Raw genomic sequence first — 17,671 nt, forward strand, 5'->3', positions numbered from 1 at the left:
GCTCTGCAAAAAAACAGCCTCTTCTTTGTATAGGAAGAGGCTGTTTTCCATATGAAAAAGTCTTATCATTACCCTTTCAGTGGCAGACCTGCCTCAAAAACCCCAAGTTTTTGAGGACATCATTCTTGAAAACGACAATTTTAATCAATACATACTAACAGTCAAACGCCGCAGCCCAGTCAGCCTCCTTGAAACCAACCAGAACGGTTTCCGGCGTGATCAGCAATGGACGTTTGATCAGCATGCCGTCGCTGGCAAGCAGCATCAATTGTTCCTCCTGTGTCATCGTTGGCAGCTTATCCTTCAGTCCAAGCGACTGGTATACCCGTCCGCTTGTGTTGAAAAATCTTTTCAGAGGCAGCCCTGAACGGCTTTGCCATGCCTTCAATTCCTCAGCCGTCGGCGTCTCCTCTACTATGTGCCGGCCGGCATATGCGATCCTGCGCTCATCCAGCCATTTTTTCGCTTTTCTGCAGGTGCTGCAGGCCGGATATTCTATAAATTGGGTCATTCCTGTATCCCCCTTTCCTTTGTCCATGCGTTTTCATAGGCCATTCGGGTAATCGGGTCAAAACAGACCATTCTCACCAGTGTGAGCCTATAGTCCTTTTTCAGAACATCCAGTATGGCGTGTACGGCAATTCCGGCTGCACGTTCAAGCGGAAAACGGTAAACACCGGTGCTGATTGACGGGAACGCCACAGTATGGCATCCATTCTGCACCGCCAGCGCCAGGCTACTGCGGTAGCAGCTTTCCAGCAGTGCGTCTTCCCCGTCATTTCCGCCGCGCCATATGGGACCGGGCGTGTGAATCACGTACCTCGCGGGCAGATGATATCCTGCTGTTATTTTTGCCTTGCCGGTCTGGCATCCGTGCAGGCCGCGGCACTCCTCAAGAAGCTGCGGACCTGCCGCGCGGTGGATGGCTCCATCCACACCTGAACCTCCCAGCAGCGACGTGTTGGCGGCATTGACAATCGCGTCAACCTGCTGCTCGGTGATATCCCCTTCTGCAACCTCAAACCGCATCATGAATTCCCCTTCCAATATGTTTGAGCTTCCTGAACAAAACCGCTTCTTCGCATCTGTTCTTTACATCAGTTACTATCAGCCGCTCCCCCTGCCCGCGTGGCATTTGAAAATCATCCTGCAAAGGCCTTCTCCGCATCCCACTCTTTTCGGCGGCCCAGCATAGATTCCCGGCACAGATTTTATCATTCTGATGCCCCGGCGGACAGGGATTTGCGATAAACCTCGGTATAAACAAGCTTCCCTTGAATCCGCTGAGATTTCATCAGGCTGATGGATGAAACCTGCTGTATGAGTTCCGGAACGGATTTTGCAAAGGCATCCGCGTCAAATCCTGGTTCTGGGACCATCTGCCTTCCAAGCGTCAGATGCGGCCTGAATGGACGGTCTTCCAGCTGAAAACCCGCTTTTGTGAGGTTTTTGAACAGCTGTCCATAGAGAGTTTCAAGCTCCCCGCAGGCAGTCACGCCTATCCAGTAAATATCTCCGCCGCTGCGTTTGAACCGCCCAAACCCACTCATACTCAGTGTAAAAGCTTTCGCCGAAATCGCGTTCATGGCCGAACGGACAGACGCCACCCTTGTGGTTTCGCCGATAAAGGCGAGCGTCAGATGCAGATTTTCCCGTCTTGTCAGATTGCCCTGGATCAGACCGGGTTTTAAACGCCGCATGATTCCGCACAGCTGGTCCTTGACATCTTCCTCGAAGTTGATTGCTATAAACAGCCTCATCGCTTTCCCTGCCTTTCTATCAATCGGCGCTTTGCAGATTCTCCCTGCTCAGCCGCTCGACGATTTCCACATCCGCCGGACAGAATGGATATTCCGCAAGCTCCCGCGGTTTTACCCATCGAATCTGCCGATGTACCCGTTTCTCAATCGACCCGGATTGTATCTTCGCCAGATAAAAGACAAAGTGGAACGGCTTGTCTTCATAACAATAATCTGTGCCGGCAAACTCCTTTAGAATTTCAATCTCAATATTCAGTTCTTCACGGCATTCCCGGATGGCACAGTCCGCATATTGCTCCTGACCTTCGCGCTTCCCGCCGGGAAATTCCCACAGCAGGGAGCAGTTCCCGCCCATACCGCGCTGACAGATCAGTATTTGTCCATCCTTTAAAAGAATAGCCGCTGCTATTTCGGTCATATCAGTTTCCCCTTCCCTCTGCTGCCGCGCCAAAACGCATACGGTCTTGTTCAATCAGCTTCCGTTTTTAAACGGGGGACAACCGTTTGAACCAACTGCAGCTTCTGAGCACGGGACAGCCGTTTGATTTCACATTCCCGCTTCATCGCAGCCGATCTGTCAGGAAGAAACTCCGAATAAGCCAGCCTGACCGGACGGCGCACACGGGTATACTTGGCACCTTTTCCATCATTGTGCATTCGCATCCGGTTGTCCAGGTCATTCGTCCATCCGGTGTACAGCGTCCCATCTGCACACCACAGCATATAGACACATGGCATTTTCTGCAATGCGGCTTCCCCCTCTCCTGTACAGGGTATCGTTATGCATTCATTATATCCAAAAAACAGAAAAAAGGCAATGGCCTTCGGTGTTTTCCCGGCCATTACCTTGATTCTGTCTGGATTTTTTACAAATATTCCCATATCGAAACGCATGGAGAAACGCCCCCATAGTTCGGTAGCCTTTACTCCGCCTATGCTTCCCTGTCAGCCGCTTTACAGCTTTTACATTCGGATGCCGCGACCAAATCGACGCTGTACGAGCAGGCTTCTTCGGTTTCCAATGCAACTAAAAAAACCGTTTTTCATTTTTGACACAAAAATGTGCAAACCTTCAAAACGGATTCTATAATCCAATATAAGCGCATTTAGAGAATCATGCTGTTTTGCTCAATCTCTTATTTCGATATCGTCCTTTGCGACAATAATCGTCTTTTATCGACATCCATCCTACTTTATAATGAAAAGATAAATTTCCGGCCCGCCGATTGAAGTATAAAAATGTGGGAAAGCTATCCTCAGGCAGATCTTTCAAACAATCTTTCTATACTTTCTTCCGATTGTATGAGCTTTTTGATCGCAAGCGCTTCATCCAACGTAAATTTGCTGTCCCCTTTCAGCTTCAGCAACAGGGTATTGTAGCCTATGCCCAGCTGCTGTGCCATTTCCCTTTTTGTCATACCGATGGATACAAGCTGTGCTTCAATTTGCTTATACATCATCTTTTCACTCCCATTTTGACACGTAATTTCGTTTTTTCACTACAATATTAACACGATATTATAATGTTGTCAACCATTTTCTGTTTATCCCGGGTTGATATTGCTGGAAGTATTGTTGAAATTCTACGAATCGCATGATATTATGATATTACCACGAGAAGAAAGGGTTGATTCTGTGAGCAGAGAAGAATATATCAAGGAGTTAATCAAAGAAAAAGGGCAAACTATTAAACAGTTTGCACAACAAATCGACATGCCGTACAGCACGTTGTTATCTATGTTGAACGGTTCTATCGGCGGTGCGGCCGTTGACAATGTCATTAAAATCTGCAAAGGGCTGGGCATCTCGATCAATGACCTGCAGAAAGCAGTCGATGAGACGCCTCAATCCCCCGCCCTGCAGCTCAGCGACCATGAACGGCATCTGGTCATGCAGTACCGCAAAAACAAGCAGATGCAGTCCGCAGTCGACACGCTTCTGGGACTGTAAACGGCTTTCCATTCTTCCTTATATTCAGCCATGAATCAATCGTCTCGATTATGGGGTATTTGCCGTTGTGCACATCTGTATGGCAATGTATAAGCATGGGACACACGGCAGATACTATAATTACGAAAGGGGTGTTAACATTATGCAGGATATCAAACGACAGATCATTGCAGAGATCGATGACAGAATGGAAAGACTCAAACAACATCGGGACGATCGAATTGTCGTCACCGGCAATCAGTACGAAGAACTCAACCAGGCTTTATCAAAGGTGATCGGTGTTCCGCTCATCGAAGAGCTGGACAGTCTCAAATCTTACGTACAGCAGCTGTAAACATCTGAAGAGCGCATCAAATGATCCACGGGATTTTTTGTATGCGCTCTTTTCTTTTTGCCGCTGTCCTGCGGCCCTTCTCAAAAATTCGTCCCGGCTTCGCGCTGTAAATATGGTATTATTCCGATGCAGACAATCATATAATAGAGGTAATAGAATGCGTATACGGAGGAATCTGCATGAAAAATTCAAATACTGAGCCGAACAGGGAACGTGCCATAGCCGTGAGCGACAGCGCGCCCTATCCTGAAATCACAGCGGAGCATGTGGACATCAAATATGTGCGGTGGATGACCCAGGACATGGCGGCCTCCAACAGTGAGATGAGCTCCATTTACATGTATCTCTATCAGCACTGGACCTATAAAGAATCTCAGCCGAAGTTCTCCGAAACCATGCGCAGGATTGCCATGGTGGAAATGCATCATCTGGATATTCTGGGTACAATGGTTGCCGGATCCGGCGGCAGCCCGAAATGCCGCTCTGTCTGGGGAAACAACCGTGCCTTCTGGAACGGCGGCATGGTCAGCTACCGGCAAAATTACCGGCAGGCATTGCTCGGCAACATCCAGGCGGAACAGATGGCGTACAATCAGTACATCACACAATCCAACACCTGCCAGGATGAACAGCTGGCCGCCGTTTTCGCCCGGCTTGCCAAAGACGAACAGATACATATTGATATTTTCAAAAAGTTCCTGTCCGAAATTTAAAAGGAAAACAAAGAAGGCCGGATGCTGTTATCCGGCTTTCTTTATTTTGTCCGCACAAAGCTGCCCATCTCCGGGTGTTACTGGCTCTTTTCCTGAAAATCAGGACATGCGGTATCCCCTTCGCCGATGCGCGTGCCTTCACCGATCCGGTAATTCCGGCTGAAGAAAACGCCTTTCTTTTGGCAGAAACAATAAAGAGAGCGGATATAGAGGGTGCTGCGGTCATCCCGGTAAAAATAGCGGCAATCCCTGCAATACCGGGCCGGTCTATTCTTCATTCCGGCTCATCCATCCCTTCAAACGCTTTCCCAATGGGTTCCCTGATCAGCAGGGACGCCTGATGATCGGCCGGCGTAGGGGATTGATTGATCAGGACCAGCTTGTTCCCGCGATAGTACCTCAGCAATCCCGCCGCAGGATATACGACAAGCGAGGTCCCGCCGACAATCAGGACATCCGCCTGTTCAATGTAAAAAACGGCGCGTTCCAGAACATCCGCATCCAGCGGTTCTTCGTAAAGCACAACATCCGGCTTGATGACGCCGCCGCAGGAGCAGCGCGGAACGCCCTGTTCCTTCAAGATATCCTGCAGGCTGTAGGCACGGTGACAATCCATACAGTGGTTGCGATGGATGGACCCATGCAGCTCCAGCACATTCCGGCTGCCTGCCATCTGATGCAGCCCGTCGATATTCTGGGTGATCACCGCTTTGAGCCTTCCGCCGGCTTCGAGCCGTGCCAGCGCACGATGCGCCGCATTTGGCCGCGCGGACGGGCAGATCATCCTGTCCCGGTAAAAGTCATAGAACGCCCCGGGGTTCTGCATGAAAAAATGATGGCTGATGATGGTTTCCGGCTCATACCGGTACTTCTGGTGATAGAGGCCGTCGGCACTCCGGAAATCCGGGATGCCGCTTTCCGTTGAAACACCCGCTCCGCCGAAAAATACAATGTTGCCGCTGTTTTCCAAAACTGCTTGCAGCGCCTGATTCATCGCTGTCCCTCCTTTTTCTTTCAGTATAGCACGTACGCATCCTTTTGCATAGATGTCCGGACCCATCAAATTTAAACTTATTTTATCGCGCCGGTTCTTCCATCTTCTCTAAAAAGATGTTATAATAACGGTATCAAGAAGCACAGCGAGGAAGTGAAAAAATGAAACGATGGATCATGCTTCTGCTCAGTGCAGTCCTGCTGTTGGTATCGGCTGGCTGCAGAGCGGAACCTGAAACAAGCAAACAGGGAAAAAACCAGGCGCCTGCTATCAGCGTCACAGCAGAGGAGATAACCATCCCTTCCACATACGGCCTGAATCAATGGGACGGCAGCGTTTATGACCGGGAAGATACGTTTCTATCACTGATGTCCCCCGTGCAGGACATCAAGGACCTGCCGAACATCAGGCTGCATCAAACCATCCGCATCGAGCTTGATGGGGCGGCTCCCGATTCCTATACGCTGACCGATCAGATATTGACAAAGGAGGGTAAGCTGCGGTATGGGAACGCGGCTACGCAGGATGTGCCGATCACCTTTTCCGGCAGTCACTGTGAATTTGAACTTCTTCCCAACTACGCGGCATCGCTCAGTTCCAACGTCAAGGACTATGAGCCGGGCGCTACCATCCGGGGTTTCCGGCTGACCTGCAGCTGGGGAGATAACGAATGTGAGTATGCGTTTGTACTGCGCACCAATGCCTTTTAATAACAGCAGCTGTACGGCATGAAGAAAATAAGTTTGAAACGAATGTTTGGCAGAAAAAACATCTTCCATTATTGTTTGTACCGGTCTTATGATGAAGCGCAAGTGTACTGTAAAAGTTAAAAAAAGAGCATTTATTGATTCTTCCAGTCTGCACTCCATGTTATTCTAAGTCTTGTGCTGTCCAGAATTTAGCCCAAATCCCGCTGTATCTTACGAACATCCGGGCGCACCCCAAACATATGAAACATTTTGAAAGATGCATCATATAGAAACCCGTGTACAAATCATGATATCTGCTTTAATCATGCGAGTGCGCTTGACAAATTTGTATGGAGGAAATGATCATTGATAATAAAAAAAGTGGTGGGTACAAAAAAGGAATTTATTGATCTGCTGTTGTTGGCTGATGAACAGGAAAACATGATCGACAAATACCTTGAGAATGGTGAAATGTTTGTATTGGATGATAATGGAGTAAAAGCTGAGTGCGTTATAACCAAAGAATCTGATGGTATTTATGAGCTTAAAAACATTGCTGTTTTGCGCCTGAGCATCAACGGAAAGGCTATGGGAAAAGCCTGATAGAATTCCTGTTTGCACATTATACCGACTGTAAGGTTTTATTTGTTGGAACTGGAGACTGTCCTTCGGCCCTGTCCTTTTATCATCGCTGCGGCTTTACAGAATCTCACAGAATCAAGAACTTCTTTATAGATCATTACGACCATCCAATGTTTGAAGATGACATACAACTGGTTGATATGGTTTATCTGAAAAAAGAACGATAAGGTTCAATCCGTCAGGTCAATTGAATGGCATCATTCTTGTGAAAAGATATGCTATTCTTTTTGACTTTCAATAATGGCAAGAAGGACACAGCCATACATAATACTGTACTGCTGTTGTTGGAGGCTCTTTCCCTCTGTGAATGCTTCACTGGGGCTGGTATACCTTCTTTAGAGGCGGCAAAAACAGATGCTATATGGCAGCCTTTCTTGCGGCCTGTTAGATCATCAGAAATGGAGTGCATATACCGTCTGCTGGATTGAAACGGTTTTGATGGATTTTACCCATTTCCCAGAAAGCGCGCTTCATGCGTGATTGTATATTGATTTTCCAACTGAAAAAAACAAAAATTTATCCCCATCTCCCAGCTCTGCAAAACAATGCCGCAAGAATTTATAAGACAATTTCTAGTATATATCGTACTATTGTTTTATGCGGACTTATAAGCTCTCCTATAAAAAGTTGTACGGCTTTATGAACTGCTTTTTTAATCTGAATAAGAAAGAGTGTTTCGTTCTGCACACACGCAGAATGAAACACTCTTTTTTGATATCCGAATGATTTTAAAATGGCCGATACTTCATGGTAATACTTGAGGAAACAATTCAATTGTGTCCCCAGGCATCAAAATCCCTCGGGCAAGCTTTCCGTCACAATCCTACAGAACGATAATGCGATTTAATCGAACCTTCTGGTAAAGATATCGCTTTCCTTCAAAAGGCTCTCCACCGTCTCGAAGCCCAGCCGATGCAGCAGCTCGATGACATAGGGGTTGTCCAGCGGCGTCGGATATGCCGCTTCATCCCCATATACATCCACATGCTCCGCTCCCACCTGGCGGTCAATCAGGACGCGCGGGCCGCCGACACAGCCGCCGACGCAGCCCATTCCTTCCAGAAAGTTGGAGGTGTTCTTTCCCTCCTTGAGGTCGTTGAGCATCTCTTTGCAGGCGGGAACGCCGTTTGCCTGCCTTGCATGCACCTTGATCTTCCTGTCCGGATTCAGCCGGCGGACGGTGTTTTTGACCGCTTCACTGACGCCGCCGGTGCGCGCATAAATTCTGCCCGCGCGTGAGGAGTGATCCCGGTCATCCTCTTCCATTTTGGCCGGATCAATTCCGGTGAAATCAAATACATCCTGAATCTCCTGGAAGGTCAGCACATAATCGACCGCGTCCGCGACATCCTTCTCCCGCGCTTCGGCCTTTTTGGCAATGCATGGACCGATGAACACGACCTTCGCGTCCTTTTCCAGATGCTTGATGGTGCGTCCGCAGGCCACCATGGGGGAAACCGAGCCGGGTACATGCGGCACAAGCTGATGATACACCCTGCGGATCATGCCGATCCACATGGGACAGCAGCAGCTGGTCAGCAAAAAATCCTGGTCGGTCTGGATGGTCGCGTCAAACTCGAGCGCTTCCTTCAATGTCAGGACATCCGCAAACAGCGCAACCTCGACCATGCCGGTAAAGCCCAGCGCTTTGAAGGCACTGCGCAGCATGCCTGGCGTCACCTGCGTGGAGAACTGGCTGATGAAAGCCGGGGCGATGATTGCAAAGATCGGTGATTCGGCTTTTTTCAGTTCACGCAGCACCGGCAGGACATCCTTGCTGGCGACAAGCTTCTTGGATTTACAGTTATCGATGCATTCGCTGCATCCGACGCATTTGTCGTCAAATACCGCAACATTGCCGTTTTCATCGATTTCCAATGCATCGAAGAGACAACGTCCCAGACAGCTGGTCTTGTCGTCATCCGAGCAGTTGCAGTTTCCAACCCGCCAAACCAGCGGGTATTTCTCCGGATTGAGCAGGCACTCCAGCTGATGCGGGTCGAAATCCTCTTTCCGGATTTTTTTAAGCTCCTCTTCCGAAGCATCCTGAGCGGTCGCTTTGACCAGCCGGCCATACAGTTCATTAAACGAAGGCATTGTATCAGATCCTTTCTACGCAGGCGTTTTTGTCATACTCTTATAATATCACCATATCTTTGCCAAATTATGATGACAGCCCAAAAACAATACAAAGATCTTATGAAACACAGCTTGAAAAAGAAACATATGCAATTGTGAAGGATTAAAATCCTGGTCTGTCAATCAGAAAACTGCTTCTTTCATTGTAGCCACAGCAATCAAAAAACTTATGCAATACACATATCCCGTTTAGTAAATTGGACGCATCTCACCTTTCGCAATAGAACCATATGCCGTTTTTGCCAAACGCAAAAGGACCGGGGAGAATTCCCCGGTCCTTTTAAAATGATTATGGCAGATATTACTGAGCGTTCTGCTGATTCTGAAGCTCCAGCTTCCATTTCAGCAGGTCGAGGACATTGACTTTTCCGTTGCCGTCATAGTCGGCAAGGATTACCTGTTCTGGTGTGAATTCGCGCTGGCCGCCGATATACTCTTTGATCCAGGCCAGGTCTTCTTCATCCAGAACGCCGTTGCCGTTGACGTCGCCGCGTACAACGTTCAGTTCCTTATAAGCGGCGCCCAGGGCGGCAACTGCGTCGTCGACATCCTTCTGGGATACATCTGTTCTGTTGTATACATCCAGAACCTCTGCATAGACCTCCTGGAATGCCGCCCACTTCTCAGCGGTGTAGTTGGATTCGTCGAGCAGCTTGGACAGCATGATCATGCCGCAAAGCTCAGATTTATCCACAACAACCTTGGAAGCGTCAAATGCAATGATTGCCGCGCGCAGATCCTTTGCTGCCGCTGCAATCTCTTCCATCGATGCGTCTTCGACCTTGTCGGCGACCTCCTGTGCCGCCGCGATAGCAGCTGAGAAGGTATCGACCGCTTCCTGAGGAGTCTGGCCGTCCAGGATGCCCGGTACAGCTGCTGCGAGCTTCGCATTGGCTTCTTCGATGATCTTGGAAAGCGGAGCGGTCGAGGTCATGAATCTCGGCTCAATCCAGCATGCATGGTCATACAGTGTGTCGTCATATTCGTCAACGACCAGTTTCAGAATATCGTAACCGACCATCGGTACATTGACTTCTATTGTCTCGGAATTGACATCCATAAACTGCTCATACAGGAGTTCATCGTCGCCATAGACCTTGTAGACCACATTGCCGTGACCCTGTGCCTTGTCGTTTTCCTTTACTTCGTCGCCAAGGCCGATCTTCGCGGTGAAGACACCCGGCGCGCCGTTCAGGTAATAGGTGACAGTACCCGGTGCATTGACCTGGAAGCCGCCGTCCGGTCTGCTGTAATCGACGCCGTCGAGCATCAGAGGACCGCCGTCCACGTTCTGGCCGTCCACAGGATTTCTCCAGTATCCGGCAGCGGACATGGCGTTTGCGATGGTAAGCGCGCCGTTGTTGATGACGGTCGGCTCGTAGGATGTGATCTGCGGGTCAATCCAGTCCGCATGGTCGAAGTCCATGTTGCCGCACTCGTCGACAACCAGTCTCAGATAATCGTGGCCGAGCAACTTGACGTCGATGTCCTTCGCAGCGCCCTTCCACTTCATCGTACCGCTGTCGAACAGGAGCTCGTCATCGCCGTAAACAAGGAAGCGGATATCTCCGTTGCCGCCGGAATCATCGTCGGAACCGCATTTCGCTGTGAACTGGATGCCGCGTCCGCCGATGTAGTAAACCAGCTCGGACGGCGCATGGGTACCGATGCCCTTGTCATAGGTCACGCCCGCGATCGTCAGCTTGTTGCCGTTGATCGAGCGGTCCTGACGGATGGTGCCCCATCCAGCCTTGCCGGATGTCCAGTTGTGTATGGTCAGAGGACCGTCCGGAAGCGGGTCGCCGGTCGCGGCGCCCCTGACGGTGACGATGCTGTCAAAGGTCACCTTGCTGATCTCCTTGTCGCCTGCGTACAGCAGATCCGCGACGATGGTCAGCGGAGCGTTGTCAAGCGCGTCCTCGCCGGCTGTGATTTCCCACTGCACGGTGAAGGTGCCGCCGGTCGACAGGTCGTTGCCAACGGTGGAGGTAAGCGGTCTGACCTTGAAGCCTGCCGGCAGGTCCAATTTCAGTCCAACGTTCTCAACATCGATCTTGCCGCCGTTTGTGAACTTCGCAGAGACAATCGCGGTCTCTCCGGCCTTCAGCGTATTCTTGGAAAGGGAACCGATGACATACGCGCCCTTTTCAATGTTTTCGTTCGGCTCGATGATGTACATCTTGACGCCGTGGGACGGAACGACTGCGGATGCGATCGCGGAATCAAATTCCACATTGGTGCCGTCTTCGTTCTTCTCCCATACGTCTTTCAGATGATAGACATAGGTTTTGTCCAGATTGTAGTGGTTCTCATAATAGTACTCGTCTTTCTCTTTGACCAGATTGCCGATCTCCGCAATTTCCATGCTCATCGGAGCCGCTTTCGCGGAGCGGTTGAACATGACTAAGGAAATCCTGCCGCCGGTCAGAGGCTTGACAAGGTATTCGAGATCGCCGTCGTCTTTGAACTTGATGCCCTGAATGCACAGTTCATCCTGGTCAACTGCGATAGCGTCTTCATTTTTGATGATCTGCAGCACTTCGCCCTCGTCCTCGAGCTTTCTCAGGTCGTTGCCGAGGATCAGCGGGGATGCCATCTGGCACCACAGCGTGAAATGCGAAATGTTTTCGTCGTGGGTCAGAGAACCGTTGCCGACCTCGAGCATATCCGGGTCGTTCCAGCCGTAGTCCTCTGTCTCGCCATGATATTTGCCTGCGTACTCGTACAGGTTGACGTTGACGTCATAGATGCTCATGACGGAATTCCAGTTTGCACTGATATCTCCGGTGGTTCTCCAGAGGTTGCCGGTCTCTCCGCCCCAGATCCAAGGCTGACGGCCGCCCCATTCGCAGATGCTGAATGCGATCGGTCTGTTCGGCTGATTGTTCTCTTCAGCGTATTTCTGAGTCGCCTGCATGAGGTTGTCTCTCATAACGCCGTAGTTGTATCTCGCGGTGTCATAGTCTCTCTTTGCCGTGGTAATCGGGTTGTAGAAGCGCAGGGTGTTCTCGCCCGCTTTGAGCTCCAGCATCGCCGCCGCACGGCTGCCCGGTGCGCCGCCGTTGTAATTTGTCGCCGGAAGCATCATGCGGTACGGGTGCTTGCTGTCGCCGTTGATGTCGACAAACATCGGAACCTCGGTGCTGCTCGGTTTCTTGTAGAAGTCGAGATTCAGCGCATAGGTGCCGTCCTCCGGAACGGTGACCGTGAAGGTCGCGGAACCGGCGTTGTTGCCCAGGCCGTCGATGTAGCTGGTACCGACCATCTTCGCGGTGCCCTCCAGCTTCGCGGAGGTCGCCTTGTATTCATAGATCTCGGTTCCAGGCGTGTTCGGCTTGCCGATCTTCAGGCCATAAATGCCGTAAGCGGTGGTGGACAGCTGCACATTGTGGCAGTAGTCATACTTGAAGTAGTCGATTCCCCATTCCGCGAAGCTTGTGGCATCCGAATACTCACGGAATTCGGACGCAGGCATATCCTGACAGGTGAACAGGCCGTTCGAGGTGTAAAGGCCGATCTTCAAATCCCTGTCATGGGTATAATCTGCAAGCCATTTCATGCCGTGCGGGAAACGCAGCGGGTCATTCTGAAGCCTGCCGTTGACATCCCTTTCGGACGACTGCCAGTTGTCGTCGAGGTTGACATACTCATAACCAACGTCTCTCAAACCGTGTTCCACCATGGCGTCTGCGGTGTCTTTGATCAAATCTTCGTCAATGTTGGCCCAGAAAGCATTCCAGCTTGACCAGCCCATCGGCGGAGTCTTTCCCACACCGTTGTCATGTGCGCTTGCTCCTGCTGTCAGCATAGCGGCAGCCAGAAGAACGGTTGACACGGATGCGGCAACTTTTGTTGTTTTCTTCATGTTGAATCCTCCTTGCTTGAAATTTTGATCTTCTTTAGGTTCTTGACATTTATAATCTCTGCAAGCTCTGGCGGCAGACTGGCAACGTCAAGTTCTGTCGGAAAAGTGCAGCAATGTCCTGCTATAAACTCTTCAAATTCGCTCACATACCGCGCTCTAACCGCTGTCCGGTGGATAAAGCAGGGATGATGGTCGTCAAAGAATCTGACGCATCCCTTCAAAATCCCCGCCTCCGTAAACGGAAGCTCCGAGACAGCACAGCGCAGAATGTCCGAGCCCTCCAGTGTCAAATATAGTTCAGCCATGTTTTATCCCCTCCAAAGGTTGTAGACGCCCAGGGCCGTAAAGCCCAGGAAGAGGATGAACATCAGCAGTTTGATCAGGGATTCCCTGTTCGCAAATTTTCCCGCCACGTCCGTATACTTCTTTCCTTTATAAACAAGCAGTGTGACTATGACGGCCGGAAGCGACATCATGACCGCATAGATCAGGAAGACAAACGCGCCGATGAGCATATCGCCCGCGCTGGAGTTGAAGTAGTACAGCACGGTTGCGGCGAACAGCTGGCCGGTGCACAGGAATTCTCCGACGGCGACAATCGCGCCCGCGATCAACGCCGCGATGAACAGCGCCCTGCCGGTGGAAATCTTTTCAATATGCTTCTCATAAAACGCCTTCATCTTCGGCGGGAACTGCAGAATCGCCTTGCCGGACTGACCCTTCTTCGCGCGGATAAAGTCGATCAGACTCAGCACCGCGAAGATCACGCCGATCACGATAACAAGAATGGCGATGGCCAGATTGATGCCGGAGATGACCGCCTTGTCAATGACGCTGAGCAGTCCGAAGAAGACCGTGCCCAGCAGGAAATACATGATGACGCGGCCGACCACGAAGCCGAAGCCGCCGCCCAGCACCTTGCGCCTGTCCGCAATCAGCAGAGAAAACAGCAGCAGAATCAGCGACATCGAGCACGGGGAAAGCCCGCCGATAAGACCGGAAAGCGCAATCCAAAGCACGTTGACAATCGTCATCGGTCCGCCGCTTTCGCCCATCGCGCCGCCTTCGCCGCTCGAGAGGACATCGACCAGGTTTCTGCTGATCTGGTCGTATCCCACCAGATAGCCGCCGTCATACAGGATGATCGGCACCCGCTGCTCCTCCGGCTTGACGTTGTGCTGGTTGTAAAGGTCGTTGATGCGTTCTATTTCAGCAATGTCGCCGGCGTTGATCTTATCCACCTTCAGCGGCTTCACTGTGGTGGTGCCGTCGTCATTCTTCACTTCAATTTCAGTGATCCCCTCGAGGAACTTGTTCACCTTTTCACAGTCCGAGCATCCATCCGCGTACAGGTACTTGACCGATACGTTTTTCGACGCCTTGCCGGTATTTTCCCGCAGATAGGTCGCGACACTGCCCTTAAAGTTGTCGCCAAGCTCCTGCGAACCGATCATGACCGCATCGCCGATAAAGACAATCGGCTGCAGCATCAGCTTTTCCTCATCGATGTCGTGGTTCTGGAATTCCACCTTGAGCTTTTCCAGATTCTCCTCGACCGCGACGTTGTAGGCTTCCAGATTGACCGTGACGTTCGGAAAATCCATCTTCACCATGGCCCGGATGTTGTCCTCCACCGTCTTCTCCTCTTCGCAGGTCAGGCAGCGGTTATAAAAGTAGTAGATGATGTCCACTTCGCCCGGTGACTGATCGGCATCCGGATTGACCGACACGGTGTCCTCCGCGGAAAGCGAACCGCCGTCATCCGTGTGTCCGCCGGCCGGCGGCTGTGTGGTATCCTCGCCGTTGATCTCCCCATAGGTGACGATTGGACCGTCGCTGTTATCCGCCGCGCGCACTGCCGAAAAAAGCAGGGAGGACAGGATCAGCAGCAGCATGAGAACCGAAATATATTGTAAAGACCTGTGATGTTTGTGCATAAGCGTTACTCCTCAACTATGTATTTGCCGATTTTTCAGAAACCCGTTCATAGATCCTCTCTTTCATTCCCTCATAGATTGCAGAACTATGAAATCCTCAGTGGTATATTTGAAATGTTCAAATGAAGACATAACTCCATATTCTATAATCCTTTTTTAGTTTACCACGATCTGAATAGATTGTAAATATAAAATTTCTACGATTTACCTGCAATAATCTACGATTTCCTTTTATTTGATAGGTTTATGGCCGTAATTCTCAGTCTTGCACTGATTAACCAATTTCCTTTTCCCATTTTTCATGGCCATACCGCACATGAATATGCTGAAAATCCATCCGCTTCAATAATCTATTTGACAAATTGATGACAATGTGTTATTCTTTGATTGAATAAGTAATCAATCAAAGAAAGGTGGTATCCTGCTTTTGCCGAGAAGTGCAGACAGCTTTAAAAAACTGCGGGAATTTTCCCAGCAGATGATTCTGGACAAAGCGCTGAAGGTTTTTGCCAAAAAAGGGTTTGACGCCACCAAGATGGCCGACCTCAGCAAGATCATCGGGATCAGCCAGGGGCTGATCTATCACTATTTCCCCTCCAAGGAGGAGCTTTTCAACACGCTTGTGAAGCGTGCGACCGATATCAGCGCCCGGGCTCTGCGGTCGATTGCCAATATGCAGGCCTCACCCAGGGAAAAGATCGAGGCTCTGTCCAGGCGCATGGTCCAGCTGGCGGCGACCGACGAGGTTGCGGTCAACAACTTTATGCTGATGATCCAGGTCGGCATGCGGAATGGCTTCAATGAACAGGTACAGGCATATGACAGCACGCCCGTACGTATGCTGAAAGAGATCATCGAAGAGGGTCAGCGGTGCGGGCAGGTTGTCATGGGCGACCCCATCCGGCTGACATATCTGTATTGGGCGTGCGTGGAGGGTATCTGCGTCAACAAGATCACCCATGGAAACCAGTTTCCAATCCCGGAAGCGCAGCAGCTGAACCGTCTGCTTCTGGTTTAACATACATTCCTATTCTAAATTAAAAGGAGAATATTTCAATGAGGAATAAAATCAGCAATATCCTGTGGGGACTTTTACTGATCGCACTCGGCGTCGCCTTTGCGGGCAGCGTCGTGGGGCTTTGGCATTTTACAATCTTTTTCCGCGGATGGTGGACGCTGTTCATCATCGTCCCCTGCCTGATCAATATGATCAGACGCGGCATCCATATCGCCAACACGATCGGCCTGCTGGTCGGCGTCATGCTGCTTCTGGCCGCGCAGGGCGTCCTGTCCGGTCTGATGATCGGCAAGCTGATCTTCCCGCTGATCCTGGTCATCATCGGCTTCGGCATCATCTTCCGGGATCTGTTCGGACGGCGCATCAAGCGCATTGAGGGGCTTAATTCCGGAGCGGAGATGGACTATACCGCCATTTTCAGCGCACAGAAGGTTCAGTTCCCGCCGCAGCCGTTTGAAGGCGCCAACATCACCGCCATCTTCGGCGGCGTGGATCTGGATCTTCGCGGAGCGGTCATCAGCCACGATATCGTGATCAACGCGACCTCGGTCTTCGGCGGCAGCGATATCTTCGTCCCGTCAAACGTCAAGGTCGTCGTATCCTCCCTGCCGATCTTCGGCGGCGTCAGCAACAAAAGCATTAACAGCAAGGATGCGGACGCTCCGACCGTCTATGTGAAAGCGACCTGCATCTTTGGAGGAGTTGATATTAAATGAATACAGCACAGCGCGTGATAAAATATGTGGCGATGACCTTTGCACTGCTGCTTGCGGCCGGCATCATCGCCGCAATCTTTAATGTGGGAATCGGGGTAATGAATATGTTTGGCATGACTTCTTCCTCCAGCGGCACCATCGACTTCAATGAAACCTATCAGAATGTCCAGAATCTTGAGATTTCCTGTTCGTATGGCGAGCTTGAAATTATACCGTCCAACGAATTTCGTGTTGAAGCGGCCGACGTCTCCTCCGACTTTAAAAGCGAGGTCAAAAACGGCACCCTTGTCGTGAAGGACCGCCGCGGTTTCGGTTTCTTTTCCGGTTTTGGCGCGCATTCCAAGATCATCGTCTATCTGCCGAAGGACCAGTCCTTTGAATCGGCCAAGGTGGAATGCGGCGCCGGCGAGGTCCATGTGGACCAATTGATCGCAGATAAGCTGAAGCTGGAAATCGGCGCGGGAGCCTTCTATGCCAAACAGATCGAAGCGGATGAAGCCGACATCAAAGGCGGTGTCGGAGAGCTTCGCATCACCGATGCAAAAATCAACGATCTCGATCTTGATTCCGGCGTCGGCCAGTCGACCATTGAAGGCATCGTGACCGGGGACAGCAAGGTCAACACCGGCATCGGCCAGGTGAGCCTGACGCTTGACGGCCGCGCAAACGATTATTATTTTGATTTGAAAAACGGCATCGGTGAAATCTCCGTCGACAACCAGTCCTATCATGGGGACAGCAAGGTGGGCGACAAATCGGCTGCCAATCGCTTCAAGATCAACGGCGGCATCGGTCAGGTCACGGTTCGATTCGGCAACTGACAGCCAGCGATTTTTGATACCACCATACTGTTATGGCGGTATTGGCCAGATGGTTCATATAGTACATCATATGGCATTCAGAGCCTTATACTG

Annotated in this window: 18 protein-coding genes and 1 pseudogene; 8 read left to right on the plus strand and 11 right to left on the minus strand. The window is 50.7% G+C overall.

Going from position 1 to position 17,671, the window contains the following annotated elements:
- Positions 1-154 precede the first annotated feature (154 nt).
- From BN348_RS06735 to BN348_RS06760, 6 genes are all read right to left on the minus strand, one after another.
- On the minus strand, positions 155-511 hold the full coding sequence (locus BN348_RS06735; RefSeq protein WP_040197079.1) for an arsenate reductase family protein: 357 nt from the start codon (positions 509-511) through the stop codon (positions 155-157).
- Positions 508-1,029, minus strand: coding sequence for an O-acetyl-ADP-ribose deacetylase (locus tag BN348_RS06740; RefSeq protein ID WP_197068312.1), 522 nt, complete (start codon positions 1,027-1,029; stop codon positions 508-510). Before BN348_RS06740 ends, BN348_RS06735 begins: the two co-directional genes overlap by 4 nt.
- 185 nt (positions 1,030-1,214) lie before the next feature.
- Positions 1,215-1,760, minus strand: coding sequence for an RNA 2',3'-cyclic phosphodiesterase (thpR, locus tag BN348_RS06745; protein WP_040197081.1), 546 nt, complete (start codon positions 1,758-1,760; stop codon positions 1,215-1,217).
- 19 nt (positions 1,761-1,779) lie between these two features.
- Positions 1,780-2,178 carry a (deoxy)nucleoside triphosphate pyrophosphohydrolase gene (locus BN348_RS06750; protein ID WP_040197082.1) on the minus strand — a complete coding sequence of 133 codons (399 nt, stop codon included), beginning with the start codon at positions 2,176-2,178 and terminating at the stop codon, positions 1,780-1,782.
- 50 nt (positions 2,179-2,228) lie between these two features.
- Complete coding sequence (locus tag BN348_RS14365) at positions 2,229-2,654, minus strand: GIY-YIG nuclease family protein (protein WP_320408668.1); 426 nt, start codon at positions 2,652-2,654, stop codon at positions 2,229-2,231.
- Positions 2,655-3,016: 362 nt separating this feature from the next.
- Positions 3,017-3,220 (minus strand): hypothetical protein, encoded by a 204-nt coding sequence (locus BN348_RS06760; protein WP_052446784.1) that lies wholly within the window; start codon positions 3,218-3,220, stop codon positions 3,017-3,019.
- Positions 3,221-3,362: 142 nt separating this feature from the next.
- Here BN348_RS06760 and BN348_RS06765 point away from each other — a divergent pair, with 142 nt between their 5' ends.
- The 3 genes from BN348_RS06765 (at position 3,363) to BN348_RS06775 (ending at position 4,757) form a co-directional block, all read left to right on the plus strand.
- Positions 3,363-3,710 carry a helix-turn-helix domain-containing protein gene (locus BN348_RS06765; RefSeq protein WP_278247743.1) on the plus strand — a complete coding sequence of 116 codons (348 nt, stop codon included), beginning with the start codon at positions 3,363-3,365 and terminating at the stop codon, positions 3,708-3,710.
- Between the two features lie 142 nt (positions 3,711-3,852).
- Complete coding sequence (locus BN348_RS06770) at positions 3,853-4,044, plus strand: hypothetical protein (protein WP_040197084.1); 192 nt, start codon at positions 3,853-3,855, stop codon at positions 4,042-4,044.
- A gap of 179 nt (positions 4,045-4,223) precedes the next feature.
- A complete protein-coding gene (locus tag BN348_RS06775; RefSeq protein ID WP_040197085.1) occupies positions 4,224-4,757 on the plus strand; it encodes a ferritin-like domain-containing protein in 534 nt (177 codons plus the stop codon).
- A 274-nt stretch (positions 4,758-5,031) separates the two neighbouring features.
- Here BN348_RS06775 and BN348_RS06785 read toward each other — a convergent pair whose 3' ends face one another.
- Positions 5,032-5,751 (minus strand): NAD-dependent protein deacylase, encoded by a 720-nt coding sequence (locus BN348_RS06785; protein WP_040197087.1) that lies wholly within the window; start codon positions 5,749-5,751, stop codon positions 5,032-5,034.
- Between the two features lie 161 nt (positions 5,752-5,912).
- Here BN348_RS06785 and BN348_RS13130 point away from each other — a divergent pair, with 161 nt between their 5' ends.
- The gene (locus BN348_RS13130; RefSeq protein ID WP_052446785.1) at positions 5,913-6,461 is read left to right on the plus strand and encodes a hypothetical protein; all 549 of its coding nucleotides are present in this window, start codon (positions 5,913-5,915) and stop codon (positions 6,459-6,461) included.
- 345 nt (positions 6,462-6,806) lie between these two features.
- Positions 6,807-7,249 (plus strand): annotated as a pseudogene (locus BN348_RS06795) (GNAT family N-acetyltransferase).
- A 676-nt stretch (positions 7,250-7,925) separates the two neighbouring features.
- Here BN348_RS06795 and BN348_RS06800 read toward each other — a convergent pair.
- The 4 genes from BN348_RS06800 to BN348_RS06815 all read right to left on the minus strand — a co-directional run bounded on the left by BN348_RS06800 (position 7,926) and on the right by BN348_RS06815 (position 15,023).
- Positions 7,926-9,179 (minus strand): [Fe-Fe] hydrogenase large subunit C-terminal domain-containing protein, encoded by a 1,254-nt coding sequence (locus BN348_RS06800; protein ID WP_040197088.1) that lies wholly within the window; start codon positions 9,177-9,179, stop codon positions 7,926-7,928.
- 343 nt (positions 9,180-9,522) lie between these two features.
- A complete protein-coding gene (locus BN348_RS06805; RefSeq protein WP_040197090.1) occupies positions 9,523-13,086 on the minus strand; it encodes an NPCBM/NEW2 domain-containing protein in 3,564 nt (1,187 codons plus the stop codon).
- Positions 13,083-13,391, minus strand: a complete 309-nt coding sequence (locus tag BN348_RS06810) for a hypothetical protein (RefSeq protein WP_040197091.1) — start codon at positions 13,389-13,391, stop codon at positions 13,083-13,085. The genes BN348_RS06805 and BN348_RS06810 overlap by 4 nt, the downstream gene beginning before the upstream one ends.
- A gap of 3 nt (positions 13,392-13,394) precedes the next feature.
- Positions 13,395-15,023: a cytochrome c biogenesis CcdA family protein gene (locus BN348_RS06815; RefSeq protein ID WP_040197093.1), complete on the minus strand. Its 1,629-nt coding sequence runs from the start codon at positions 15,021-15,023 to the stop codon at positions 13,395-13,397.
- A 427-nt stretch (positions 15,024-15,450) separates the two neighbouring features.
- Here BN348_RS06815 and BN348_RS06820 point away from each other — a divergent pair, with 427 nt between their 5' ends.
- The 3 genes from BN348_RS06820 to BN348_RS06830 are packed head-to-tail and all read left to right on the plus strand — an operon-like array spanning position 15,451 to position 17,578.
- The gene (locus tag BN348_RS06820; RefSeq protein WP_040197094.1) at positions 15,451-16,041 is read left to right on the plus strand and encodes a TetR/AcrR family transcriptional regulator; all 591 of its coding nucleotides are present in this window, start codon (positions 15,451-15,453) and stop codon (positions 16,039-16,041) included.
- 38 nt (positions 16,042-16,079) lie between these two features.
- On the plus strand, positions 16,080-16,757 hold the full coding sequence (locus tag BN348_RS06825; RefSeq protein WP_040197095.1) for a LiaF transmembrane domain-containing protein: 678 nt from the start codon (positions 16,080-16,082) through the stop codon (positions 16,755-16,757).
- A complete protein-coding gene (locus tag BN348_RS06830; protein ID WP_040197096.1) occupies positions 16,754-17,578 on the plus strand; it encodes a DUF4097 family beta strand repeat-containing protein in 825 nt (274 codons plus the stop codon). The genes BN348_RS06825 and BN348_RS06830 overlap by 4 nt, the downstream gene beginning before the upstream one ends.
- The last annotated feature ends 93 nt before the right edge of the window (positions 17,579-17,671 follow it).

The sequence above is a fragment of the Candidatus Soleaferrea massiliensis AP7 genome (assembly GCF_000820765.1).
GTDB lineage: Bacteria > Bacillota > Clostridia > Oscillospirales > Ruminococcaceae > Soleaferrea > Soleaferrea massiliensis.